Origin of the sequence: Streptomyces albireticuli (assembly GCF_002192455.1) — a bacterium.
In the GTDB taxonomy this organism is placed as follows: Bacteria; Actinomycetota; Actinomycetes; order Streptomycetales; family Streptomycetaceae; genus Streptomyces; species Streptomyces albireticuli_B.
In genome coordinates this window covers 6,934,458-6,960,450 of record NZ_CP021744.1, presented here as the reverse complement: position 1 = coordinate 6,960,450, position 25,993 = coordinate 6,934,458, and the positions used below count along the sequence as shown (strand labels likewise).

The 25,993-nt window shown below is 75.9% G+C and carries 7 protein-coding genes and 1 pseudogene (1 of these 8 running past the window's edge); 2 read left to right on the top strand and 6 right to left on the bottom strand.

Features of this window, described 5'->3' with window-relative positions:
- Positions 1–308 precede the first annotated feature (308 nt).
- The gene (locus SMD11_RS30015; RefSeq protein WP_159395388.1) at positions 309–1,262 is read left to right on the top strand and encodes a hypothetical protein; all 954 of its coding nucleotides are present in this window, start codon (positions 309–311) and stop codon (positions 1,260–1,262) included.
- Between the two features lie 17 nt (positions 1,263–1,279).
- On the opposite strand, the gene SMD11_RS30010 is transcribed toward SMD11_RS30015, so the two are convergent.
- Complete coding sequence (locus SMD11_RS30010; RefSeq protein WP_087929428.1) at positions 1,280–2,656, bottom strand: CAP domain-containing protein; 1,377 nt, start codon at positions 2,654–2,656, stop codon at positions 1,280–1,282.
- Positions 2,657–2,832: 176 nt separating this feature from the next.
- On the opposite strand from SMD11_RS30010, the gene SMD11_RS30005 reads away from it, so the two are divergent.
- Complete coding sequence (locus SMD11_RS30005) at positions 2,833–4,086, top strand: cytochrome P450 family protein (RefSeq protein WP_418952493.1); 1,254 nt, start codon at positions 2,833–2,835, stop codon at positions 4,084–4,086.
- Between the two features lie 96 nt (positions 4,087–4,182).
- On the opposite strand, the gene sbnB is transcribed toward SMD11_RS30005, so the two are convergent.
- The 5 genes and pseudogenes from sbnB to SMD11_RS36905 form a co-directional block, all read right to left on the bottom strand.
- Positions 4,183–5,169, bottom strand: a complete 987-nt coding sequence (sbnB, locus tag SMD11_RS30000) for a 2,3-diaminopropionate biosynthesis protein SbnB (protein WP_087929426.1) — start codon at positions 5,167–5,169, stop codon at positions 4,183–4,185.
- Positions 5,157–6,194: a 2,3-diaminopropionate biosynthesis protein SbnA gene (sbnA, locus tag SMD11_RS29995; RefSeq protein ID WP_199843982.1), complete on the bottom strand. Its 1,038-nt coding sequence runs from the start codon at positions 6,192–6,194 to the stop codon at positions 5,157–5,159. Before sbnA ends, sbnB begins: the two co-directional genes overlap by 13 nt.
- A complete protein-coding gene (locus SMD11_RS29990) occupies positions 6,188–6,400 on the bottom strand; it encodes an MbtH family protein (RefSeq protein WP_087929425.1) in 213 nt (70 codons plus the stop codon). Before SMD11_RS29990 ends, sbnA begins: the two co-directional genes overlap by 7 nt.
- A pseudogene (locus SMD11_RS29980) lies at positions 6,397–15,380 on the bottom strand (amino acid adenylation domain-containing protein). Before SMD11_RS29980 ends, SMD11_RS29990 begins: the two are co-directional and overlap by 4 nt.
- Positions 15,377–25,993, bottom strand: partial view of an SDR family NAD(P)-dependent oxidoreductase gene (locus tag SMD11_RS36905; protein WP_199843981.1) — the 3' portion only. 1,080 nt of this gene lie beyond the right edge of the window; 10,617 of the gene's 11,697 nt are visible here — the last part of the coding sequence; the start codon falls outside the window, past its right edge — the gene reads right to left on this strand; the stop codon is at positions 15,377–15,379. The pseudogene SMD11_RS29980 and the gene SMD11_RS36905 overlap by 4 nt, the downstream one beginning before the upstream one ends.

Here is a 25,993-nt window from a genome sequence, read left to right as displayed (position 1 = left end):
GATTCACCCGAGCGTGGCCGCTCACCCGATCCGGGGGTTGCGTTGCTCCCGGGAACGGCCGGACAGGGGTCGCACACCTGTGTCCAGCGCACCTCTCCCGGCTCCGCTTTGCCACCGGAGAGGTTCTGCGTGGCGGCGGCGCGCCGACACCGCCCTACCGCGCGCGACGCGCCCGGAGGGTGTCCCGGAGGGTGTCCCGGAGCCCCGCCGCCAACGGCCATTTCCAGCGGTACTGAAGTGCCCATGTCCGGGTCTAGTGTCCATTTTTGACGAAGCGTCATGGTGCGCGTTCCGACGAGAGGCAGGCCATGAGATCCAGAAGAGAAGTGCTCCGGGCGGCGACGGCCGCGGTGGGCGTCGCGGCCGTGGGAGCGATCGGCGGCGGGACGGCCTTCGCGGCGGGCACGGCGTCGCCACGGCGGTCGTTCAGCTCCGTCGGTACGCCCCTCAACACCTTCCACGACGCCTCCGGGCGTGTGACCGTGTCCGTCTTCTCCCATTACGGCAACCCTCCCCAGTCGCACTGGACCGACAAGACGACCCTCGTCGGCGACGGCGAGATGATCGCCATCGGCGGCGGCGCCACGGCGACGGACGGCAACCCCGGGGCGCTGCTGACCGCCTCCTACCCCACCGACGACCTGTCGGGCTGGACCGTCGGTTCCAAGGAGCACCTCCAGGGCCACCCGCACACCCTCGCCTCGTACGTCATCGGCCTCAAGATCGCCGGCCTGAGCCGCGCCCAGCTCCTGCGGTCCGTCTACGTGTCACGCGCGGACAGCGGCACCGCCCCGCACCCGGAGGCCGAGGCGGGCATCCCCTCGTCGAACGACTACGTCCTGGTGGGCGGCGGCTTCCGGGTGGACTGGCACGGCGCCGGGAACCTCGCCACGGCCTCGTTCCCCTCGACGGAGTTCTCCTGGAAGGCCCGGTCGAAGGACCACGGGCAGTCGGACCCCGCCAACATCAGGGCGTACGCCATCGCCCTGCGGCGTGACCTCCCGGTCGGGCGGGTCCTGTCGTCCGTCACCCGCGCCGACTCCGGCCAGACCGCGCACCCGGCCGCCGTCGCCTCGGTGACACCGGGGTACGCGCTGACGGGCGGGGGTGGCGACGTGCACTGGCGGGGCGCCGGCAATCTGCTGTGGCGCCTCGAACCGGCCACCTCGCAGACGCCCAGCTTCGCCGCGGCGTCGAAGGACCACCTCTGGTCCGACCCGTCCTCGATCACTGCCTACGCCCTGGGCATCCGCGTCGTCTGAGCTCCGCGCGCCCCAGCTCATCCAGCGGCCCCGAAGAGCTGGGTCCAGTACGTGCCGGCGGAGCCTCCCGTGGCGTAGCCGACGCCGAGGTGGGTGAAGTCCGGTTTGAGGATGTTGGCACGGTGTCCGGGGCTGTTCATCCAGCCCCGGACCACCTCGGCGGGGGTGCGCTGGCCGCACGCGATGTTCTCGCCGATGCCCCGGTGCGCGGACCCGGCGGCCGCGGCCCTGTCCCAGGGCTCGCCGCCTTCCGGGGTGGTGTGGGAGTAGAAGCCCCGGCCGGCCATGTCGGCGCTGTGGCCCTGGGCGGCCGTGGTCAGCCGCGCGTCGGCGGCCAGCGGGCGCAGGCCGGCCGCCCCGCGCTCGGCGTTGGTGAGGGCGAGCACCTCCGCCGCCGCCCGCTCCAGACCGGCCCGGGTGAACGGCTCCGCCCACACCACCGTCCAGTACGCGTCGCCCGACCCGGCGTGGACGGCGTGGCCGACGCCGAGGTGGACGAACGCCGGGTCGCCGACGGGGGCGCGGCGCTCGGTGCCGCGCAGGCAGTACTCCAGGAACTCGGCGGGTGTGCGGGGGCCGGACACCAGGTGTTCGGCGAGCGTGAGGTAGGCGTAGCCGCCCGCCGTGATCCGCTGGAACAGCGAGGTCCCGGCCGCGCTCTCCATGCCGAGGCGGCCGTGCGCGGCCATGTCCACGGCGTGGGCGCGGGCGGCCGCCGACAGCCTCGGGTCGGCCGTGACGGGCCGGGCGCCGGCCCGGGACCGCTCCGCGTTGACGAGCGCGAGGAGGCCGTCCGCTTCGGCGGATCCGGGCCCGTGGGACGGGGTCACGGGTGTGCGGGGCGCCGGCACCCGGGGCGTGGGGCCGTACGGGGCGGCTCCGCCTCGCGGGCCGGCGGCCGGCGCGGGGGCGTCCTCCTCGACGACGTCGAGGCCGAAGTCGCGGGCCACGCCGGCCAGGCCCTCCGCGTACCCCTGCCCGAGGGCGCGGAGCTTCCACCCGGTCCCCCGGCGGTACAGTTCGGCGAGCAGCAGCGCGGTCTCCCGCGCCGGGCGCGGCGGTGTGAACCGGGCCAGCACCGCGCCCCCGGGGCCGGTGACCGTCATCACCGGTACGGGCAGCGCCGCGAGCGGTGTGCCGGGGTCGGCGGGGCTGACGACGACCGTCACCTTGGCGGCGCCCCGGCGCAGCCGCGCGGGGTCGACGGTGACGGTGTCCTCGCGCAGCCGGGCGCCCGGGGCCGCCGGCTGGTTGAAGAAGACGAAGTCGCCGTCCCCGGCGGTCCGGCCGTCCTCGCCGGTGACGATCACCGACAGATCGAACGGGCCGGGCACCCGTATGGAGAGCGTGCCCCCCGGCATCGCCCGGTTCCCGCCGGCCACCAAGTCACTCATCGCCGCACCACCCACCGCCGCTCGTCCGCACTTCCCGGGAGAACGCGCGGCGGTACGGGACGGTTCCGCGAGCCGGCCGGCGCGGGGCCGCGGAGGGCTTTGTAGGAATCGAACAGGCGTGGCAGGGTCAGCGCTGGCGTCGGTGCCCGCTGTGGTGGCGCCCGGGAGAGGCGAGGATGAGGCCCGTGCATGATCTCCTGAACCCCGCCGACCCCGCCTTCGCCCGCGACCCGTACCCCTACTACGCGCGGCTGCGCGCCGAGGGGCGCCCCGCGACGCGGGTCGCGCTGGCCAACGGCACCCACGCCTGGCTGGTCACCGGCTACCGGCAGGCCCGGGAGGTCCTGGCGGACGCGCGGTTCTCGAACGTGCCGCCGAGCGGCGCGGGCCGCCCCCGGCCCGACTCCCCGGCCCGGCGGGCCCGCGCGTGCCTGGCCCGGCACATGCTCAACTCCGACGCCCCCGACCACACCCGGCTGCGCCGGCTGACCACGGCGGCGTTCACCCCGCGCCGGGTCGACGCCCTGCGCTCCCGGATCGAGGAGCTGACCGACGGGCTGGTCGCGGAGGTGGCCGGGCGGCTGGCGGCGGACGGCACCGTCGACCTCGTGGACGCCTTCGCGTTCCCGCTGCCGGTGCTGGTCATCGGCGAGGTCCTGGGCGTGCCGGAGGCGGACCGCGCGGATCTGCGGGCCTGGACCTACCGGGTGGGGTCGCCCGCCGACGCCCTGGCGGAGGGCGAGGTGGACGAGGCGTGGGTGCGCCTGCACGCCTACTTCACCGGACTGATCGCGCGGAAGCGGCGGGAGCCGGGCGAGGACCTCTTCAGCGCGCTGGTCCGGGACACGGACGAGGGCGGCCTGGACGACGGCGAGCTGCTCGCCATGGCGTTCCTGCTGCTCTTCGCCGGCTACGAGACGACCATGAACCTGCTCGCCTCGGCGTCGCTGCTGCTGCTCACCCACCCCGGCGAGCTGGCCGCCGCGCGGGACGGCGGGCCGGAGCGGTGGGCCGCCGTGGTGGAGGAGACGCTGCGGCACGCGAGCCCGCTGGAGGGCACCACGTGGCGGCGGGCGGCGGAGGAGGTGGACCTCGGCGAGGGCACGGTCGTACCGGCGGGGGCGTCGGTGCTGGTGGTCCTGGCGGCGGCCAGCCGGGATCCGGACCGTTTCGCCGTGCCGGACGCGTTTCTGCCCGACCGCTATCTGGCGGACGGCGGGACCGGGCGGGCCGCGCCGCACCTGGCGTTCGGGCACGGGGCCCACTTCTGCCTGGGGTCGCGGCTGGCCCGGCTGGAGGGGGCGGTGGCGCTGCCGCGGCTGTTCGAGGCGCTGCCGGGGCTCGAACTGGCGGCGGATCCCTCGGGGTTGCCGTACCGGCCGGGGTTGCTGGTGCGGGGGCCCCGGCGGGTTCCGGTGCGGGTGCCGTAGCGGGTGGGGGTTCCCCGCCCCGCCCTGCCCCTTCCCTTCCCGAACCAGGTCCTCAAACGCCGGACGGGCTGGGATCAGCCCGCCCGGCGGCCGGCGTCACGCCTCCGGCAGGAAGTCCGTCAGGCGGACCCCCGTGCCCTCCTTCTCCGCCGCTTCGCGGACCAGGTCCGCCAGGGCCAGGTCCAGGATGCCCAGGCCGAAGGGGGAGAAGACCGTGACCTTGTGCGGGTCGCGGGGGTGGGGGCGGCCCGTGGCGAGGGTGTCGCCCAGGGCCGCCGTGATGAAGTCGCGGTTCCCGGCGCGCTGTTCCGCGAGGTGGAGGGAGGTCGAGGCGCGGCACACGTGGTCCGCGTCGTCGACGACGTTCACGCTGCCGAGGATCGACTCGGGCGTGAGGTCCCGCAGGGAGAGGTGCAGGACCAGCGTGCCCGGCCGGCAGTGGTCGAGGCCCGTGTGCGGGGTGGACGCGGTCGTGGCGACGGAGACGAGGCGGTGCGCCGCCAGGGCGTCGTCGGCCGAGTCGGCGAACTCGACGGCCAGGCCGGTCGCGTGGGCCTCGGCGAAGGCCTCGGCGCGGGCCCGGTCGAGGTCGAAGAGGCGGACGGTGCGGAGGTCCGGGGCGACGACCCGCAGGAAGCGCAGGACCTCGGCGTTGATGACTCCGCAGCCGATGAGGGAGACGCCGGTGTCCGGGGTCTCGCCCGGCATGGTCCGGGCGGCCAGGGCGGCGCTCGCCGCGGTGCGGCGGGCGGAGATGGTGGAGCCCTCGATCAGCGCCTCGGGCTGCCCGGTGCTCAGGGAGTTGAGGATGATCGCGGCGGAGGCGCGCTGGAGCCCGGACGCCACGTTGCCGGGGAAGGAGGAGATCCACTTCATCCCGGCGACCTGGGCGCCGCCGCCCAGGTAGGCGGGGAGGCCGATGATCCGGTTCGTGTCGTCGGCCGGGAAGCGGAGGAAGACGGAGTGCGGTACGGCCGTGTCGCCGACGGCGTGTGCGACGTAGGCGTCGCGGACGGCGTCGAGCACCTCGTGCTCCTTGCCGTCCAGGGTGCGGCGGACGGTGTGGTTGCCTATGACGAGCATGAGATCTTCTCCCTTGTCGAGATCGCCGGAAGGTCCGCCGGAAGGCCGTGCGGCTGGGGGAGCCGGCCGAAGTTCTCGGAGACCCAGGCGTCGTTGTAGATGGTGTTGAGGTAGCGCTCGCCGCGGTCGGGCAGGACGATCGCGCAGGTCGACCCGTCCGGGATGACGTGGCGCAGGCTGTCCAGGGCGCTGACGACCGCGCCGGACGAGCCGCCGGCGAGGATCGCCTCCGTCGCGGCCAGCCGGCGGCATCCGATGACGCAGTCCAGGTCGCCGACGTGGACGACCGAGTCGGCGAGGTCCGGTGTGTGCAGCGGGGGCCGGGTCGCGGCGCCGTGCCCCGGGAGGAGCCGGGGGACCGCGGGCGGGTGGGGGTCGAAGATGGCGCTGCCCAGCGCGTCCACGGCGACGATCTTCACGGGGAGCCGGTGCGCGCGGATGTAGTCCGCGCAGCCGCGGAGGGTGCCGCAGGAGCTCGCCGAGCAGATGAGGTAGTCCAGGCCGCCGGGCAGCGCCTCGTGGATCTCCCGCATGGTGGTCCGGTGCGCGAGGGCGTTGAGGGTGTTGCCGTACTGGTTGGGCCAGTAGGCGCCGGGGACGGTCAGGGTCAGCTCGCGTACGCGGCGCACGCGGGCGGGCAGGTAGTCGCCGGACTCCCGGTCGGGCTCGGTGACCATCTCCACCTCGGCGCCGAGGGCGCGCATGATGTCGATGTTCTGCTTGTTCGCCCTGGGGTCGACGACGCAGATGAAGCGCAGGCCGTAGTACCGGCAGACCTGGGCGAGGCCGATGCCCAGGTTGCCGGAGCTGGACTCCACGACCACCGACTCGCCGGGTACGAGGTCGCCGCCGCGGATGAGGTCGCCCAGCATGCTCAGGGCGGGCCGGTCCTTGATGCTGCCGGCCGGGTTGAAGCCTTCGAGCTTCGCGAACACGCGGATCGGGCTGTCCGGGAAGAGCCTGACGAGTTCGACGAGAGGCGTCGCGCCTATGGTCGACAGGATGCCGGGTTCCCCGGTCAGCACTGCGCGTCCGTCGGCTCGGTCAGGCTCTTGGGCCGCATGTCGGTCCAGTTCGCCTCGATGTGGGCCACGCAGGCCGCGTGGCCGTCCTCGCCGAACGCGACCGTCCAGCCGGCCGGGACCTCGGCGAAGGCGGGCCAGAGCGAGTGCTGGCCCTCCGCGTTGGTCAGGACGAGGAACGTCGCGTCGGCGTCGTCGAACGGGTTCACAGCTGGTCTCCTTCGGGGGTCGTGGCAGTCAGGGGGCGCGCGCCGGTCGCGGTGGCGGGGGACATCAGGCCGATGGGGAGCTCCGGGCGGTCGCCGGCGGCCCGCAGGACGTCGGTCAGGACCGCGCAGAAGCGTTCGACGGTCTCCCGGTCGAACAGTTCGTCGGCGTACTCGACATGTCCGCTCACACCGTCGACGCCGGGCGTCTCGGTCAGCAGGAGGGCGAAGTCGATGCGCGCCGTGACGTGGTCCACGTCGACCGGTGCCACGGTCAGCCCCGGGAGTTCCAGGGCGGATCCGGCGTAGTTCTGGAGGACGAGCATGGTCTGGAACAGCGGGTGGCGCCCGGGGTGCCGGGGCGGGTCGCAGGCGTCGACCATGCCGGTGAAGGGGTACTCCTGGTGCTCGTAGGCGGCGAAGTCGGCGTCCCTGGCCCGGCGGAGGAGGTCCGTGAAGGCGGGGTCGCCCGAGGTGTCGAGCCGCAGGACCAGGTAGTTGGTGAAGAGGCCGACGAGGTCGTCGAGGGCCTCGTCGACCCGGCCGGCGATCGGGGTGCCGACGGGGACGTCGGTGCCGGCGCCGGCCAGGGTCAGGGCGGTGGCCAGGGCCGTGTGCAGCACCATGAACAGGGTGGCGTCCTGCTTGGCGGCCAGCTCCTGGAGGCCGCGGTGGACCTCCGGGGCGATCTCGAAGGGGACGGTCGCGCCCCGGTGGGTGGGGCGCTCCGGCCGCGGCCGGTCCAGGGGAGGGTCACCTCCGCCGGGAGGCCGGCCAGCGCTTCGTTCCAGAAGGCGTGTCCGCGCGCGGCGAGGCTCTCCGGGTCGGAGGCGTCGCCCAGCAGTTCCCGCAGCCAGAGGGTGTAGTCGGCGTACTGGAGGGCGAGGGGCTCCCGGCGGGGGCCGGTGCCCGCGCGCCGGGCGGCGTACGCGGCGGCGAGGTCGCCGAGCAGCACGCCGACCGACCAGCCGTCGCCCGCGATGTGGTGCCACACCAGCACGAGGACGTGCTCGTTCTCGGAGACCCGGAACAGCGCGGCCCGGAAGGGCGGTTCGGTCCGCAGGTCGAAGGCGTGGTGGGCGGCGTCGCGGACCAGGTCGGCCAGTCCGGCCTCGGTGGTGGTGACGACCGGCAGGGTGACGCGGGCGTCCTCGGGCGGGAGCACGCGCTGGTACCGGTCACCGTCGGGGCCGGGGAAGAGCGTCCGCAGCGCCTCGTGCCGGTGGACGACGTCCGTCAGCGCCGCCTCCAGGGCCGCCCGGTCGGTGTCACCGACGAGCCGGAGGGCGACCGGCATGTTCTTCAGGGCGCTGGAGGCCGCCCCCTCGCCCAGTCCGATCCGGACGATGCGGTCCTGGGCCGGGGAGAGCGGGACGCGCTCGGGGCGCTCGTACGGCCTCGGCGCGGGCCGGGCCTCGGTGCGCCGTGCCGCGACCAGTCCGGCCAGCTCGGCCACGGTGGGGGCGCCGAAGAGGTCGCGGAGGGTCAGCTCCGCGCCCAGCGCCGTCCGGATCCGGCTGACCAGCCGGGTGGCGAGCAGCGAGTGGCCGCCGAGGTCGAAGAAGCTGTCGTCGGTGCCCACGGACGCGAGGCCGAGGACGTCGGCGAACGCGCCGCGGAGGAGTTCCTCGACGGGGGTGCGCGCGGCGCGTCCGGCCGGGGCGGCGGCGGGGGCGGGCTCGGGCAGGGCCTTGCGGTCCAGCTTGCCGTTCACCGTCACGGGCAGGTCGTCGAGGGTGACGTAGGCCGCCGGGACCATGAACGCCGGCAGGAGCTCGGCGAGGTGGCGCTTCAGGTCGGGCACGGCCGTGGCCGGGTCCCGGTGCCGGGCGCGCAGGGGGGTGCTGACGTGCGCGGCGGGGTCGGGGTCGGCCTCCGGGTGGGAGTAGGCGGCCACCGGGCCGGTGGTACCGGCGGGCAGGAAGGCGATGTCGAAGGTGTCGTGCCGGGCGGGCGACCAGGTGGCGACGGGCCGCAGGCCGAGTGCCTCGCCCAGCCGGCAGAGCGCCTCCGGGTCGGCCCCCGGGCCCTGGACGGGTGTCGCGGGCACGTCGCCGGGGCGGCCGAGCGCGGCCAGGGCGGAGAACTCGGCCAGCACACGGCCGTTGGGCACGCCGGTGATCCGCAGTCCGGTGCCTCCGGTGGCCAGCCGGGCCGCGAGGGCGGCGACGCCGTCGGCGCCCGACCCGCCGGTGGCGAGCCGCTCCCAGGGCAGTTCCTCCAGTCCGTCCACCGGCAGGGGCACGGTCTCCGCCGCGGGCCCGGCCGTGCCGGACGTCTTGCGGAGCACCGCCTCGTAGCGGTGGCGGGTCAGCTCGTTGTGGTGCAGGCCGCGCTTGAGGCGGATGTCGACGCCGGTGACGCGGTCGTCGGCGGCGGCCAGGGCGGTGAAGAACTCCGGGGCCACCAGGAGCTCGGGTTCGGCGTCGACCGCGAGGTCGAGCGCGTCGGCCCGGCCGGAGGCGTCGTCGGCCGGCCGGTGGCCCGCCACGCCCGCCTGGAGGGCGCGCCGCGTCCGCAGGTTGCGTACGTCGCCGACGTAGAGGGCGCCGCCCGGCGCGAGCAGGCCGAGGCACTTGCCGAGGACCTCGGAGAGGTAGCCGGCGTCGGGGAAGTACTGCGCCACGGAGTTGATCACGATGGTGTCGAAGAAGTCCGCGGGCAGCCCGTCGACGTCGTCGGCGGGCCGGCAGCGCAGTTCGGTCTTCCCGGCGAGCTCGGGGTCGGCGGCGACGTGGGCGGTCAGCCTCGCCACGGCGGCCGGGGAGAAGTCGGTGCCCCAGTACGTCTCGCAGTGTCCGGCGAGCCGGGACAGGAGCAGGCCGGCGCCGACGCCGATCTCCAGCACGCGGCGCGGCCGCAGCTCGGCGATCCGGGCCACCGTGGCGTCCCGCCACTCCCGCATCTGCTCCACCGGGATGGGCTCGCCGTCGTAGGTGCTGTCCCAGCCGCGGAAGTCCTCGCCCCAGGGCGCCGGCCCGGAGGCCGCGTACACCTGGTCGTGGATGTCCCGCCATTCGTCGACGAGTCCCCCGTCGGCGGCGCCGGCCCCGGTGGCGGGGACGACGTAGGCGACCAGGCGCACGTCGCCCGGGGTCTCCTCGCGGGCCACGACCGCGGCCCGGCCGACCGAGGGGTGTTCCAGGAGGCGTGCCTCGACCTCGCCGAGCTCGACCCGGTGGCCGCGGACCTTCACCTGCTCGTCCGCGCGGCCCCGGAAGACCAGCTGTCCGCCGGGCGTCCAGGCCGCGACGTCGCCGGTGCGGTACATCCGCTCGCCGGGGGCGCCGAACGGGCAGGCGACGAAGCGTCCCGCCGTCAGGCCGGGCCGGTTCAGGTAGCCGTGGGCGAGGCCGGGGCCCGCCAGGTACAGGTCACCGGTCACGCCCGGCGGCACCGGGCGCAGCCGGGCGTCCAGGACGTACACGCGGGCGTCGGCGATCGGGCGGCCGATGGGGACCGGCCCGGTGCCCACGGCCTCCGCCGACAGGGCGCCGCTCATGGTGGCGCACACGGTGGCCTCGGTGGGCCCGTAGGCGTTGACCATCAGCCGGCCGGGGGCCCACCGCGCGACCAGGGGCGCCGGGCAGGTCTCGCCCGCCGTCACGACGGTGCGCAGGGTCCCGAGCGTGGACTCGGCGCCCGCGGGCACGGCCTCCAGCGCCGAGGGGGTGATCGTGAGGTGGGTGACCCGGCGTTCCGCGAGGGTACCGGCGAGCGCCTCGCCGGCCAGCGGGCCCTCGGTGCCGGGCAGCACCAGGGTGCCGCCGGCGGCCAGGGCCATGAGGAGGTCCCAGACGGAGGCGTCGAAGCTGGGCGAGGCGAGCTGGAGGACCCTGCTGGTCCCGTCGACCGCGAGGTTCGCGGCCTGTGCGGCGGCGAGGGCGGGCAGGCCCTTGTGCGGGACGACGACGCCCTTGGGGCGGCCGGTGGAGCCCGAGGTGTAGATGACGTACGCGGGGTCGTCCGGGCGCGGGGGCCGTACGGGCGCCTCCGGTGCGGCGGCGGTCGCGGGGTCGTCGAGGAGCCAGTGCTCCACGCCGGTCCCGGGGAGCGCCTTCGCGGTCGGGCCGTCCGTCAGCAGCAGCTTCGGGGCGGCGTCGGAGAGCATGAAGCGGATCCGGGCGTCCGGGTATCCGGGGTCCACGGGCAGGTAGGCGGCGCCGGCCTTGAGAACGCCCAGCACCGCGGCGACCAGGCCGGCGGAGCGCGGCAGGGCGAGCGCCACGAGGTCCCCGGGGCCCACGCCGGCGGCGGCGAGGCGCCGTGCCAGCAGGCCGGCGCGGGCGTCCAGTTCGGCGTAGGCCGTCTCCTCGCCACCGTGGTCGACCGCCACCGCCTCGGGGGTACGGGCGGCCCGGGCTTCGAAGAGGCCGGGCAGGGTCGCCGGGCCGGCCGGCTCCACGGCGGTGTCGTTCCAGCCGTCGAGCACGTCGTGGCGCTCCCGCGCGGAGAGCGGGTCCAGCAGCCCCACGGGGGCGCCGGGGTCGGCGACGGCCTGCTCCAGGACCCGCAGCAGGCGGGCGGCGAGCCCTTCGACCGTGGCGCGGTCGAACAGTTCGGTGGCGTACTCCACGACTCCGTCCAGGCCCGCCGGGCGGCCGGCGGCGTCCTCCCGCTCGTCCAGGGAGAAGAAGAGGTCGAGCCGTGAGGTGCCGGTGCCCGCCCATTCCATGCGGGTGCGCAGGCCGGGCAGGTCGATCTCGGCGCGCCGGTTGTTCTGGAGCACGAGCGCGACCTGGAAGAGCGGGTGACGGGCGGCCGAGCGTTCCGGGGCGAGGGTCTCCACGAGGTGCTCGAACGGCACGTCCTGGTGGGCGTACGCGGCGAGCGCCGAGCGCCGTACGCGGCCGAGGAGTTCGGTGAACGTCGGGTCGCCGGAGAGGTCGGCGCGCAGGACGAGGGTGTTGACGAAGAAGCCCACCAGCCCGTCGAGCGCGTCGTCGAGCCGGCCGGCGACGCCGAAGCCGACGGGGACGTCCTCGCCCGCGCCGAGCCGGGACAGCAGGGCGGCCAGCCCCGCCTGGAGCACCATGGAGGGGGTGGCGCCGTGCTCGCGGGCCAGCCGGTGCAGGCCCTCGTGGAGCTCGGGGCCCACCTCGAACGGGACGTACCCGCCCCGGTGGGACGCGACGGCGGGCCGGGGCCGGTCGTAGGGCAGGGCGAGTTCCTCGGGTGCCCCGGCCAGTTCGTCGCGCCAGTAGGCCACCTGGCGGGACATCACGCTGTCCGGGTCGTCCTCGGCGCCGAGCAGTTCGCGCTGCCAGAGGGTGTAGTCGGCGTACTGGACGGGCAGTTCGGCCCAGCCGGGGCCGTGTCCGGCGCGCCGGGCGCGGTAGGCCTCGGACAGGTCGCGGGTCAGCGGGCCCAGTGACCAGCCGTCGCCGGCGACGTGGTGCAGGACGCACAGCAGGACGTGCTCCCGCTCGGAGACCCGCAGCAGGGTCGTGCGGACCGGGGGTTCGCAGGACAGGTCGAACCCGTGCCGGGCCGCGGCCGCGATCTCCGCCTCCAGGCCGTCCTCGGCGACGGGCACGGCGGTCAGGCCGGGCCACGCCCCGGCCGGGTCGAGCACCAGCTGCCGGGGGACGCCCGCGGTCTCGGGGAAGACGGTGCGCAGGCTCTCGTGCCGGCCGATCACGTCGCGGAGGGCCGCTTCCAGGGCGGGCACGTCCAGCTCGCCCGACAGCCGCACGGCGACGGGCATGTTGTAGGTGGCGCCGGGGCCCTCCAGCTTGTGGAGGAACCACAGCCGCCGCTGGGCGTACGACAGCGGGACCGGCTCGGGGCGGGGCCGGCGCGCCAGCGCGGGGCGGGCCGCCGCGGCGGTGTCCAGGCGGGTGGCCAGGCCGGCGGGCGTGGGTGCCTCGAAGACGTCCCGTACGGGCAGTTCGGCGCCGAAGGCGGTGCGGACGCGGGAGGCCAGCCGGGTGGCCAGGAGCGAGTGGCCGCCGAGGTCGAAGAAGCTGTCGTCGGCGCCGACGGTGTCCAGGCCGAGGATCTCGGCGAAGAGGCCGCAGAGCATCTCCTCGGCCAGGGTGCGCGGCGGCCGTGAGGCGGTCGCGGTGACGGCGGTGAGGTCCGGGGCGGGCAACGCCTTGCGGTCGGTCTTGCCGTGCGTGGTGAGCGGCAGGGCGGGCAGGACCGTCACGACGGCCGGGACCATGTAGCCGGGCAGCAGTCCGGTCAGGTGGGCTCGGACGGCGGCCGGGTCGGTGGCACCGGTGACGTAGCCGCACAGCTGGGGCCGCCCGGCGGGGTCGTGGACGAGGGAGGCGGCGGCGTCGGTGACGCCGGGCGCGCCGCGCAGGGCCGCCTCGATCTCGCCGAGTTCGACGCGGTGGCCGCGGACCTTGATCTGGAAGTCGCGGCGGCCGAGGAACTCCAGCTGCCCGTCGGCCCGCCACCGCACCTGGTCGCCGGTGCGGTACATGCGCTCGCCGGGTGCCGGGGCGTAGGGGTCGGCCACGAACACGGCGGCGGTGCGCACCGGGTCGGCCACGTAGCCGCGCCCGACGCCGCGCCCGGCGACGTACAGCTCACCGGGGACGCCGACGGGGACCGGGCGCAGCCGCTCGTCCAGGACGTAGAAGCGGGTGTTGCGCACGGGCTTGCCGATGGGGGTGCGGGCGCCGGTGACGGGCCCGGTGAGCACCGCGTGGGCCACGTCGTCCGAACACTCCGTGGGCCCGTAGGCGTTGACGACCGGTACGTCCGGGTAGCGGGCGAACCAGCGGTCGCACAGCTCGGGCGGCAGTTCCTCGCCGGTGACCATCAGCCAGCGCAGGTCCGGGAGGTCCGGGGCGCGCAGCCCGGCGTCCCAGGCGTCGAGCGCGGTGCGCAGCAGGGAGGGGACGACCTCCAGGACGGTGATGTCCTCGTCCGCCACGACGCCGAACAGGGCCTCGGGGTCGGCGGCGGTGGCGTGGTCGACGACGCGGGCGCGGCCGCCGATGGCCAGCGGGGCGAGCATCTGCCAGACGGCGACGTCGAAGGTGAGCGGGGCGTTCTGGACGACGGAGTCCTCGGCGGTCAGCCTGAGGTCGGCGACCTTCGCGGAGAGGTGGTTGGCCATGCCGCCGCGGTGGACCATGGCGCCCTTCGGGCGGCCGGTCGAACCGGACGTGAAGATCACATAGGCGAGGTCCAGGGGGGACGCCGGGGCCACCTCCCAGGTCCGTGCCGGGTCCTCGTCGGCGGCGGCGCGCAGCGGCAGCACCGACACCTGGGCGCCGGACGCGGCCACCACCCGCGCGGCCAGGGGCTCCAGCCCCGCCTCCACCAGCAGGACGCGCACGCCGCCGTCGGCGACCACGCCTCCGGAGCGGCCGTCGGGGGCGGCGGGGTCCAGCGGGACGAACGCGCCCGCGGCGCCCAGCACGCCGAGGACGCCCGCGACGAACCCGGTGCCGGGGCCGGCCAGCAGGCCGACCACCCGGCCGCGCTCCCACTCCGGGAGCTCCCGCAGCCGGGCCGTCACGCCGGCGGCCCGCGCGGCCAGGGCCGCGTAGCTCACCTCGCCCGAGCCGTCGACCACGGCGACGTGGCCGGGCCGGGCCTCCGCGAGTTCCCGGACGCACTCCACCACATCGCCCACGCCGCCCTCGCGGACGGTGTCGTTCCAGCCTTCCAGGACGTCGTGGCGCTCCCGGGCGGACAACACCTCCAGGCCGCCCACGGGCGTGCCCGGCGCGGCCACGGCCTGCTCCAGGACGCGTGTGAGGCGGCCGGCCAGCGCCACGGCCGTGGGGTGGTCGAAGAGTTCGGCGGCGTACTCCAGGGTGCCGTCCAGGCCGGCCGGGGCGCCGTCCGCGCCCAGCCGTTCGGCGAGCGAGAAGGACAGGTCGAAGCGGGAGGTGCCGGTGCCCGGCCACTCCGGCCGGGCCCGCAGGCCGGGGAAGGCGAACTCGGCCTGCTGGTGCCGGAGCAGCAGCGCCACCTGGAACAGGGGGTGGCGGGCGGCGGAGGGGGCCGGGGCGAGGGCCGCGACCAGGTGCGCGTAGGGCACGTCCTGGTGCCCGTAGGCCTCCTGGGCGCGCTCGCGCACCCGGCCCAGCAGCTCGGTGAACGTGGGGTCGCCGGAGACGTCGGTGCGCAGGACGAGGGTGTTGGCGAAGAGGCCGACCAGGTCGTCCAGGGCTTCGTCCGGCCGTCCGGTCACGTCGAAGCCGACGGGGATGTCCTCGCCGGCGCCCGTGCGGGAGAGCATCGCGGCGAGGCCGGCCTGGAGGACCAGGAACAGGGTCGTGCCGTGTTCACGGGCGAGGCGTCGCAGACCGGCGTGCAGCTCGGGGCCGAGCGCGAAGGACACGTGTCCGCCGCGGTAGGACGCGACGGCCGGGCGCGGCCGGTCGTGGGGCAGCGCCAGCTCCTCCGGCGCGCCGTCCAGCGCCTGCCGCCAGTAGGCGCCCTGCCGGGCCGGCAGGCCGTCGGGGTCGTCCTCGGCGCCGAGCAGCTCGCGCTGCCACAGGGTGTAGTCGGTGTACCGCAGGGGGAGTTCGGCCCAGTCCGGCGCCCCGCCCGCGCGCCGGGCCGCGTAGGCGGTGGACAGGTCGCGGGCCAGCGGGCCCAGCGACCAGCCGTCGCCGGCGATCCGGTGCAGCGTGACGACGAGGACGTGCTGCCGCTCGGACAGCCGCAGGAGCGTCGACCGCAGGGGCGGTTCGCAGGACAGGTCGAAGGCGTACCGCGCCGCGGCCTCGGTCTCCGCCGCCAGGGCGTCCTCGGGGACGGGCACGACCTTCATGCCGGGCCAGGCCTCGACCGGGTCCAGGACGACCTGCCGGGGGACGCCCGCGGTCTCGGGGAAGACGGTCCGCAGGCTCTCGTGCCGGCCGACCACGTCGCGGAGGGCCGCCTCCAGGGCGTCGGTGTCCAGTTCTCCCGTGAGCCGTAGCGCGAAGGGAAGGTTGTACGTGGCGCCGGGGCCCTCCAGCTTGTGCAGGAACCACAGCCGCTGCTGCGCGAACGACAACGGGATCATGAAGCATCTCCTTCTCGGAACATCCTGCGGAGCACCGGCCGCGCGGGTGCGGCCGCGCGGGCCGGCCGGGTCGCCAGCGCCGCCAGCGCCGCGGGGGTCGGCGCCTCGAACACCTCCCGCGTCGACAGCTCCGCGCCGAGGGCGCGGCCGGCCCGGGCGGCCAGCCGGGTGGCCTGGAGCGAGTCGCCGCCCAGGGTGAAGAAGTCGTCGTGGGGACCGACCTGACCGAGCCCCAGGACCTCGGCGAAGAGCGGGCACAGCGTCGTCACCGCGTCCGCCTCCCCGGCGGACGGTGCCGCGTCGCCGACGCGCCCGTCCGGGTCGTGCGCCATGCGCTCCAGCAGCGCGCACCACGCGTCGAGCAGCCCTTGGGCGGTCGTCGCGTCGAAGCGGTTGGCGTCGTACTTGAGGTAGAGACGGAAGCCGTCGGTCTCCTGGAAGACCTCCGCCTCCAGCTCGAACTCGCCTTCCTGGCGGACGCCTTCGAACGTCCGGATGCCGAGCTCGCCGGGGCCGGTCGCCGCGTCGTCGGCGAACAGCGCGGCCTCTTCGAAGTTCTGGTACGAGAGGCTGGTGCGGACCAGCGGCGAGCGGGTCCCGTCGCGCCGCACGCCGAGGGCGCGGACGATCGCCGGGAACGGGTAGGCGGCGTGTTCGAGGCCGCCCAGCACCGCGCGCCGCACCGACGTGAGGAGGTTCCCGTAGGTGTCGTCGCCGCCGACGGCGCAGCGGATCGGCAGCAGGTTCACGAAGTGGCCGACGACGTCGCGGAAGCGGGCGTCGGGGCGGCCGGCGGCCGGGAGGCCGACGACGAGGTCGGACTCCCCCGTCACCCGGTGCAGGAACGCCGCGTACGAGGCGAGGAAGACCACGGCCAGGCCGGCCCGGTGCTCACGGGCGCGGGCGGTGAGCGCCGCGGACAGCTCGGGCGTGAGCTTCGCGGCCACCTCCTCGCCGCGCGGCGTGGCCGCCGGGTCGAAGGGCCGGTCACCCGGCAGGGCGAGCGCCTTGCGGGGCGCGCGCAGCTCGTGGGTCCAGTAGGCGAGGTGCGCCTCGCCCTCGGGGCCGGCGAGCATCCCGGCCTCCCAGGCCGTGAACTCGGCGTACCCGGCGCTCTCGGCGGGCCCCGTAAGGGCCTCCGGGGCCCCTCCGGACCGTACGGCGGCACGGTAGGCCTCGGTCAGCGAGCGGACGAGGAGCCCGGCCGAGATCCCGTCGACGACGATGTGGTGCGCCGTGATCAGCAGGACGCGGCGCGCCTCCTCCGTGCCGTCCGGCGTCACGAAGGTCAGGAGGTGCGCGCGGACGAGGGGTCCGTCCGCGAGGTCGAAGGGGGCGGTCACCTTCGCGCGGACCTGGGCGGCCCGCTCGGTGTGCGACCCCGCGACGAGCTCGGCGCGTTCGAGGGGGATGCGGCGCGACCGGTCGGTCTCCATGTACGGCACGCCGTCGTCCTCGCGGAAGACCGCGCCGAGCACGGGGTGCCTGGCGGTCAGGGAGCCGACGGCCGCGTCGAGCGCGCGCTCGTCGAGCGCGCCGCGCACCTCGAAGGCGAGGGGCACGTGGTAGGCCGTCGTGTCCGGGGAGATCCGCTGGGTGAGCCAGAGGCCCAGCTGGGCCTGGGACAGGCCGGACCGCTCGGGTCCGGGCGCCTGGGCCGGCTCGTCGGCGGGCTCGGGCGTCCCTTCCTCCGCCGGGGCGGGCAGCAGGCTCGTGACGAGCGCCTCCACCCGGGCGGTGCCGGTGCCGAGGAAGTGCTCGGCGAGCTCCTCGACGCTCTCCACGTCGAAGAGGAGCGTGGTGGGCACCTCGCCGAGGTCCTCGCGCAGGGCGTTGGTGAGCTGGAGAACGAGGATGGAGTCCATGCCGTAGTCGGCGAGGGGCACCGACGGGGCGATCTTCTCCGCGGGGACCCTCAGGGTGGCGGCGGCCTTGTCGCGGAGGTAGCCGACCATGGCCTCGGTGCGGGTGCCGGCGGCGGGGCCGTTCGTATCGGCTCGGTCCTGGGAGCCCGCGGTGGCCGCGCGGCTGTCCGGGCCGGCCTCGGCGCGCGTGCCCGTGGCTGCCGCGGTGCTGCTCGTACCGGCCTCCGTGCGGGATCCCACGGTGGCGGGGCCGTTCGCATCAGCTCGGTCCTGGGAGCCCGCGGCGGCCGCGCGGCTGTCCGGGCCGGCCTCGGCGCGCGTGCCCGCGGCTGCCGCGGTGCTGCTCGTACCGGCCTCCGTGCGGGATCCCACGGTGGCGGGGCCGTTCGTATCGGCTCGGTGCCAGGTACCCGCGGTGGTGACACGGCTGTCCGGACCGGCCTCCGTGCGCGTGCCCGGGGCAGCGGCGGGCCTGTCCGTACCCACTCGGGCGTGGGAGCCCGCCGTGGCGGTCCGGTGGTTCTCCGGAGCGGGCGCGGGGACGCGTACCGCCTCCGGTGCCGGAGGCGCGGTGACGGGCGGTGCCGTCGTCGCGGCCTCCGCGCGGGAAGACTTCGGGGTCGCGCCGCCACGCGGCTCCCCCGCCGTCCCGGACGGCGCCCCGGGCGTACGGCCCGTGACGCGCTGCCGGGCGATGCCGTCGCTCCGCGCGGCGATGATCTGCTGGCCGAGCTCACGCGCTTCCGGCAGGACCATGACGACGGACGGGAAGCCCTCGCCCTCCAGCACCTCGCGCCAGCTCTCGGGCGACAGCGCGGGCGAGCCGGGGACGCGCAGCGAGGTGTCCTCGAAGAGCCACCAGCCTTCCAGCAGCCCGAAGGTGAGGTGCCCGAAGATCTCGAACGCCGAGAGCTCGTTCAGCAGGAGCCAGCCACCGTCCCGGAGGGCGGCCTTCGCGTTGCGGAGGGTGTTCCGGGTGTCGCGGGTGGCGTGCAGGACGTTGGCGGCGATGACGAGGTCGTAGCTTCCGGGGTCGATGCCCTGGCCCGCGAGGGGCTGTTCGGCGTCCAGCCGGGTGCACGTCAGGTACGGCACGCCGGGCCCGTACGAGGCGCGCGCGTGGTTGAGGAACGCCTTGGACAGGTCGGTGTAGGTGTACGTCTCGATGTGCTCGGTGTAGGGGCGCAGCGCGGTGAACATCCCGGCGCTCGTCCCTCCGGTGCCGGCGCCGATCTCCAGGATCCGCAGCCGTGCGCCGGGGTCCGCGGCGAGCCGCTCGGAGACGATCGCGACGGCGGCGTCGCACATGGCGCGGTTGTAGGTGTCGGCCACCTGGTTGTTCCGGTAGCAGCCCTCGACGAGTTCGACGGAGCCGCGCGGGAACATCACGTCCGTGGGCCGTACCTCGCCGGTGAGGACGGCGGGCAGGGCGCGGAGCATGGTGTCGACGAGCTCCAGCTCGGCCTTCCTGTCGGGTTCGGCCGACCAGGCCGCCCGGCGCTCGTCCCACTCGCGGGTGACCTCGTCGAGCGAGGGGGCCGAGTCGGGCACGGCGCGGAGTGAGTGCTCCAGCCAGGGCGTGTAGCGCTCGTGGATGCCGGCGCGGGCGCGGAGCGCCGTGACGTCGGCGTGCGGGTCGCCGGGGGCGGGGGCGGCGCCGAGGGCGTCGAGGTGGGCGCGGAGCATCCTGGCGAGGAGCGGGTCCCGCTCCTCGGCCCGCCACGCGGCGACCGCGTCCAGGGCCTTCCGGTGGGCCGGCTCCAGGGGGCGGGCGGTGACCGCGCCGGGTGCGACGGGTGACGGGGTGCGCGGGTAGACCGTGGCGCGGGTGGCCGGGTCGACGGCCTCCAGCACGTCGGGCTTCGTCATCTTGACGAAGCTCAGCTGGTCCTGCGGGCCGCCGAGGAGCGTGTCGAGGGCCGCCATGGCCTCGGGGGGCTCGATCGACAGGAGGCCCGAGCGGGTCATGCGCTCCCGGTAGAAGTCGGAGGCGACGCTGCCGAGGCTCCCCCACCAGCCCCAGTTCATCACCTTCACGGGGAAGTCCCGGTGCCGGGCCAGGAGGTGGGCGTAGGAGTCGCCGAAGACGCAGCCGGCCGCGTAGTTGCCCTGGCCGGCGGCGGTCGCGAACGACTGGATCGAGGAGAAGAACAGGGCGAAGTCGAGTGCCTCGTCCGCGAAGACCTCGGCCATGGCGACGGTCGCGTCGACCTTCGCCGCGAGGCTCGCGCGGAACGTGGCCTCGTCCATGGTGGCCAGGGTCTGGTCGCGGAGGACGAGCGCGGCCTGGACGACGCCGTGGATCCGGCCGTGGCGGGCCGTGATCTCGGCGTGGGCGCGGCGGAGGGCGGCGGGGTCCGTGGCGTCGGCGGAGAGGTAACTCACCTCGCCGCGGCCGCGGATGCCGCGCAGCTTCGCGTCGACGGAGGCGTCGTGCGCGCGGCGGCCGAGCCAGACGACCTTCGCGCCGTGCCGCTCGACGACGTGCTGGGTCCACGCCGTGCCGAGGCCGCCCGCGCCGCCGATGACGACGTAGACGCCGCCCTCGCGGTACGGGGCCGCGGGCCGAGGGCCGGCCGCGCAGGGGGCGAGCCGGCGGGCGAGCCACTGGCCGGCGCGCCGGACCCAGGTGTCGCCGCCCGAGTGGGCGGGGAGCGCCGTGAGGTCCGCGGGCCAGTCGGTGCCGTCGAGGTCGACGCGCCGGACCGTCCAGTGGGTGTACTCGCGGCCGAGCGAGCCGAACAGGCCGTGGAGGCCGGCGTGGGCGGGGCGGACGTCCTCGTGGGCGTGGGTGGCGAGGGCCCGGTGGGTCACCAGGGTGATGCCGAGGGGGCGCGCGTCGTGCCCGGTGCGCACCAGGGCCTTGATCATGCGGAAGGCGGCGATGACGCCGTCCTCCTGGGCGGCGACGAAGCCGGCGGCGTCGTCCGGTGCGAGCTCCGTGCCGGGGGCGAGCCACAGGAGGTGGTCGACCGGGCCGGCGGCCTCGACGGCGCGGGCGACCTCGTCGGCGGGGGCGCCGGGCGCGAGGCTCCAGTGCTCGGCGAGCGGGTGGGTGACGGTGAGGGCGGCGCGCTGCTCGGCGGTGCCGCCGACGACGAGGACCCGCTGCCTGCGGCACGGCACGGCCGCCCCGAGCGTCCCGGCGGGGACGGCGTCCCAGACGGGCGTGTGGAGCGCGGGCACCGGCTCGGCCACCCGGCGCGACGCGTAGCCGGTCATCCGGACGTGGACCTCGCCGTCGGCGCCGAGGAGGTCGATGTCGAGCCGGCTGAGCGGGCTCACCTCCTCGCGGTCGTCCGCGACGCGGACGACGGCCCACATCGAGGCCGCGCAGGGCGCGAACAGCTCCAGCCGCCCGAGCGCGAACGGCACCGTGGTGTCCCGGGGCGACCCGTCGCCGGTGAGGTGCAGTGCGATCGACGCCTGGACGGCCGAGTCCATCAGGGAGGGGTGCAGGACGTACGGGGCGCCGGCGCGCTCGGCGGCGGCCGGCACGGTGAGCCTGGCGAGGACGACGCCCGGGCCGGCGTACGCCTCGTCGATGGCGCGGAGGGTGTCCCCGTGGTGGATGCCCATGGCGTGGAGCGCCTCGGCGACGCGCGCGGCGGGCACGGCGGTGGGGCACTCCGCCCGCAGGGCCGCGAGGTCGGCACGCGCCGGGCGCGGTGCGCCGGCGGCCGTGACGGTGCCTTCGCAGAAGACGACGGGCTCGGCGGCCCGGGAGGCGACCTGGAAGGTGAGGGCGCCGTCGTCCGCGGGCCTCACCAGGACGTCGACGTCCTGGGGGCCGTCCTCGACGACGAGCGGGCGCACCCAGGTGACGTTCCGGATCCGCAGGGCCGTCGTGGCGCCGGCGCCGAGCGCGCGGGCCGCGGTCTCGCGCGCCATCTCCAGGTAGGCGACGCCGGGGAGGATCCGCTTCCCGTGCACGGTGTGGTCGCGGAGGAGGGCCTCCGCACCGGTGAGCGTGGTCGTGGCGCGCAGGGCGCCGGGCTCGCCGGACACGGGGGCGGTGGTGTGGACGAGGGGGTGCGCCGGGGCGGGCGGCGCGGCGGCGCGACCGGCCGGCGGGGGCGTGGGCGCGGCCCAGTGGCTCTCGCGGGCGAACGGGTAGGTGGGCAGCGGTACGCGCAGGTGGGCGCCCGCCGGGAACAGCCGGTCGTAGTCGAGCGCGGCGCCCTGGACGTAGAGCCCGGCGAGGGCGGTGAGGTCCGTGCGGTAGGTGTGATCCGTGCCGCTCGGTGTGGCGCAGCGGCGCAGGCACTCCTCGCCCCGGTCCAGGTCGGCGGTGGTGGTGCCGGTGTGCTTCCTGCGGGAGGCCGCGGCCTCGCCGGTGAACGCCCGCGGGCCGTCGACGCCTTCGCCGAGGACGCTCAGGAGCTCGGCGCGGTCGCGGACGACGCAGGCGAAGCGGTGGGTGAAGTGCTCCCTGCCGGTGAGGAGGGTCCAGGCGGTGTCACCGGTGTCGAGGGCGGTCTCGCGGCGGCAGTGCTCGGCGAGGCCGGCGACCTGCCGGGCGAGCTGCTCCCGGGAGTGCGCGGAGAGGACGACGAGGTGGGCGGGGCGCGGCGCGGGGACGCGGTGCGCGGCCGGGGCCTCTTCGAGGACGAGGTGGGCGTTGGTGCCGCTCGCGCCGAAGGAGCTGACGACGCCGAGGCGCGGGCCGCCGCCGGGCGTCTCCCACGGGTGGGTGCGGGTGCTCGGGTAGAAGGGGCTGCCGTCGAGGGGGACGGCCTCGTTCGCCGTCTCGAAGTGGAGCGAGGCGGGGATCTGTCCGTGCCGCATCGCGAGGAGGACCTTGAGGACGCCGGCGACGCCGGCCGCGAACTGGGTGTGGCCGAGGTTGGTCTTGACCGAACCGATGGCGCAGTAGCCGGACTTGTCGGTGCCGGCGCGGAACGCCCGGGTGAGCGCCCGGAACTCGATGGGGTCGCCGAGCTTCGTCCCGGTGCCGTGGGCCTCGACGAGCCCGATCCGCTCGACGTCGACGCCGAAGGACTCGTAGACGTCGCGGAGCAGGCGCTCCTGCGACACGGAGCTGGGCGCCGTGATGCCGTTGGTCGCGCCGTCGTGGTTGACGCCGGACCCGCGGATCACGCCGTGGATGTGGTCGCCGTCGGCGACGGCGTCGGACAGCCGCTTCAGGACGAGGACGCCGGCTCCCTCACCGGGCACGAAGCCGTCGGCGCGGTGGTCGAAGGTGTGGCAGCGGCCGGCCGGCGACAGCATTCCGGCGCGCCCGGCGAGCTCGTACAGCCGCGGTGTGGCCTGGACGAAGACGCCGCCGGCGAGGGCCATCCCGGTCTCGCCCGACCACAGGTCCTTGCAGGCGAGGTCGATGGCGACGAGCGAGCTCGAACAGGAGGTGTCGACCGCGATCGCGGGGCCCTTGAGGTCGAGGAAGTACGCGACGCGGCCGGGGACGAAGGAGGCGGTGTTGCCCCAGAACGCCTGGGCGGGCGCGTCCTCGCCGACGACCTCCTGGTAGTCGCCGTCCCAGCAGCCGACGTAGACGCCGCAGCGGCTGTCGCCGGTCCGGCCGGCGTATCCGGCGTCCTCCAGGGCCTTCCAGGACTCCTCCAGGAGGAGCCGCTGCTGCGGGTCCATGACGGCGGCCTCGACACCGGAGATGTTGAAGAACATCGGGTCGAAGGCGTCGATCCGGTCGAGGAACCCGCCGCGCGTGCAGCGGTCCGACGCGTCGTCACCGGCGCCCGCGAGGTCCCAGCGGGCCGCCTCGGTGACGAGTTCGTCGCCGTCGGCGAGGTGCCGCCACAGCTCGTCGAGGGAGTCGGCGCCGGCGAACCGGCCGCTCATCCCGACGACGGCGATCGGCTCCCGCGCGCCGGACGGCGGTCGGGGGACGTCGCGCGGGGGCTTTGGGGCGGGCGCGGTGGTGCCGGCCGCGGCCGCCGGGGGCGCGATGCTGTCGCCGTGGTCGGCGAGCAGGTGCGCGGTGAGGCGGTCGGCCGAGCTGTGGTCGAAGAGGACGCTCGTCGGAAGGGACAGCGAGAGCGCTTCGTTGAGCTCGTGCACGATGCGGACGGCGAGGATGGAGTCGACGCCGTAGTCGGCGAAGGCGAGCTTGCCGTCGAGGGCGTCCTCGTCCATGGCGAGCGCGGCCGCGATCCTCTCGCGGACGACCCGCGGCACGTACGCGTCCGGCGTCTCCCGCGGCCCGGTGGGCGGTGCGGGTACGGCCGGCCGGACGGGCTCCGCCGGCACCGTCGCCGCGCTCCCGGCGGGGGCCGGGGCCGGGTGGTTCCCGGCGGCCGGCTCCAGGTCGCCGATCCAGAACCGGTCGCGGGCGAAGGGGTACGTCGGCAGGGAGATCCGCCGGGCGGCGGGGCCGTGGAGGGCGCGCCAGTCGAGGTCCACGCCGCCGGCCCACAGGGCGGCGAGCTTGTCGAGCTTCCCGGCGGCGGCCCAGCGGGCCACGAGGAGCTCCTGGAGGTCGGGGTCGGCGGCGATCTCTGCGGCGGCGCCCCGGGCGGCGCCGGCGGTGCCGAGGTGGAGGCCCGGCACCGGCTCGCCCGTGCCGGGGTACGCGCGCAGGACGCGGCGCAGCTCGGATATGGAGGCGACGACCACGGCGAGGCGCTCCTTCATCGCCTCGCGGCCGGTGCGGAGGGTGTGGGCGAGGTCGGACAGGCGGACGGTCCGGTGGCCGGCCTCCTCGCGGTCGAGGAAGTCCGCCAGGCGCGCGGCGGCCTCATGGAGCCGCTCCGGCGTCCGTGCGGAGAGGACGACGACCTGCTCGGTGCCGTCCGCCGCCTCGGTGTCACCCGCGTCGCCGTACTCCTCCAGGATCACGTGCGCGTTCGAGCCGCCGGCGCCGAAGGACGAGACCGCCGCGATCCGCGGGCCGCGCTCGGGCTGCCAGGGGGCGAGTTCGCGCTGGACGAAGAACGGCGTCCGGCCGAGGTCGGTGTTCGGGTTCGGCTCCTCGGCGTGCAGGCTCGGCACGAGCTGCCCGTGGCGGAGCTGGAGGACGGCCTTGGTGAGGCCGGCGACGCCGGCCGCGGCCTCCAGGTGGCCGATCGACGACTTCACCGAACCGATCGCGCAGAACTGCCTGTCGTCGGTGTCCTGCGCGAACGCGGTGGTGAGGCCCTTCACCTCGATCGGGTCGCCCAGCTCCGTGCCGGTGCCGTGCGCCTCCACGTAGCTCACGTCGCGGGCGGAGACACCGGCCCGGTCCAGGGCGTCGCGGACCAGCTCGGCCTGGGCGCCCGGGTCCGGGACGGTGTAACCGTGGGAGCGCCCGCCGTGGTTGACACTCGTCCCCCGGATCACCGCGAGCACGCGGTCGCCGTCGGCGACGGCGCGGGAGAGCGGCTTCAGCAGCACGCAGCCGACGCCCTCGCCGGGGACGAAGCCGTCGCCGCCGGCGCCGAAGCTCCGGCAGCGCCCGTCGGACGACAGCATCGTGGAGCGGCAGAGCTCGGTGTAGTCGAGGGGGTGCGTGTAGAGGTTCACCCCGCCGGCGAGGGCGACCTCGCAGGATCCCCGGTGGAGGTTCTCGCACGCCTCGTGGATCGCGGTGAGCGACGCCGAGCACATGGTGTCGACCGTCAGGCTGGGGCCGCGCAGGTCGAGGACGTACGAGGTGCGCGCGCTGACCGACGCGAAGGACAGGCCGGGCACCACGGTCCCGCCCGAGGGCAGCAGACCGGCGCCGTGCCGGGCGTGGCCCGACTTGGTGACGCCCGCGAAGACGCCGACCCGCCGGCCGTGGCGGCGCGCGAGCTCCGCGGGCGTGTAGCCCGCGTCCTCCAGGACCTCCCAGGACGCCTGGAGGAACAGCCGCTCCTGCGGGTCCATCGCGTAGGCGTCACGCGGCGCGATCTTGAAGAAGAGGGGGTCGAAGGCCGCGAAGTCGTCGACGAAACCGCCCCACTTGCTGTAGCTGCGGCCGGTCGCCACCGCCTTCTCACGGTCCGGTTCGAAGAAGCCGTCCAGCGGCCAGCGGTCGGCCGGGACCTCGCGGACGCAGTCGCGCCCGGCCTTGAGGTTCTCCCAGAACTCGGCGACGTTCCCGGCGCCCGGGTAGCGGCCGCTCATCCCGATGACGGCGACGGGCTCGCGTGGCGCGGGCGCCGCCGGTACGGCGGCGACGGGGCCGGCGGGGCGCGCGGCCGGGGCGGTGCCCGGCTCCGCGGTCCGCGGCGCGTGTTCCGCCGCGAGGTGTTCGGCGACGGCGCGCAGCGTCGGCCGTTCGTAGAAGAGTGTCTTCGAGACGTCGTCGCCGTACACGGCGGAAAGCTCCTTGTTCAACTGCACCACCATGATCGAGTCGAGTCCCAGGGCGCCCAGCGGCGCGTCGGCGTCGACGGTGCCGGGGGCGGAACCGGTGACGCGGGCGAAGAGGTCCACGAGGAGGCGGACGGTGGCCCGCGCGGAGGCGGCCGGGGCCGTCCTCTCCTCGGTCGCGCGGGGCCGGTCGACGGCGGTCCGGGGCCCGGCCGGCACCTGTGCCGTGTCGCCGTGGTGCACCCACACCCGGTCGCCGCCGAGGCGCCACGCGTCCAGGAGGGCGGCGATGCCGTCGGCCGACTCCATGGGCACCAGGCCGCGGTCGCGCCGGAGGGCGGCGCGCGCCGCGTCGTCGACGGTCATCCCGCCGTCCTTCCACAGCGGCCAGGCCAGGGACAGCGTCCGCCCGGACCGCTCCCCCGCCGCGACGCGCGCGGTGCGCAGCGCGGCGAACTCGTCGAGGAACGCGTTCGCGGTGGCGTACGCGCC

Coding starts and splice junctions, on each gene's coding strand:
- SMD11_RS30015 (WP_159395388.1), top strand. CDS start 309: ATGAGATCCAGAAGAGAAGTGCTCCGGGCGGCGACGGCCGCGGTGGGC.
- SMD11_RS30010 (WP_087929428.1), bottom strand. CDS start 2,656: ATGAGTGACTTGGTGGCCGGCGGGAACCGGGCGATGCCGGGGGGCACG.
- SMD11_RS30005 (WP_418952493.1), top strand. CDS start 2,833: ATGAGGCCCGTGCATGATCTCCTGAACCCCGCCGACCCCGCCTTCGCC.
- sbnB (WP_087929426.1), bottom strand. CDS start 5,169: ATGCTCGTCATAGGCAACCACACCGTCCGCCGCACCCTGGACGGCAAG.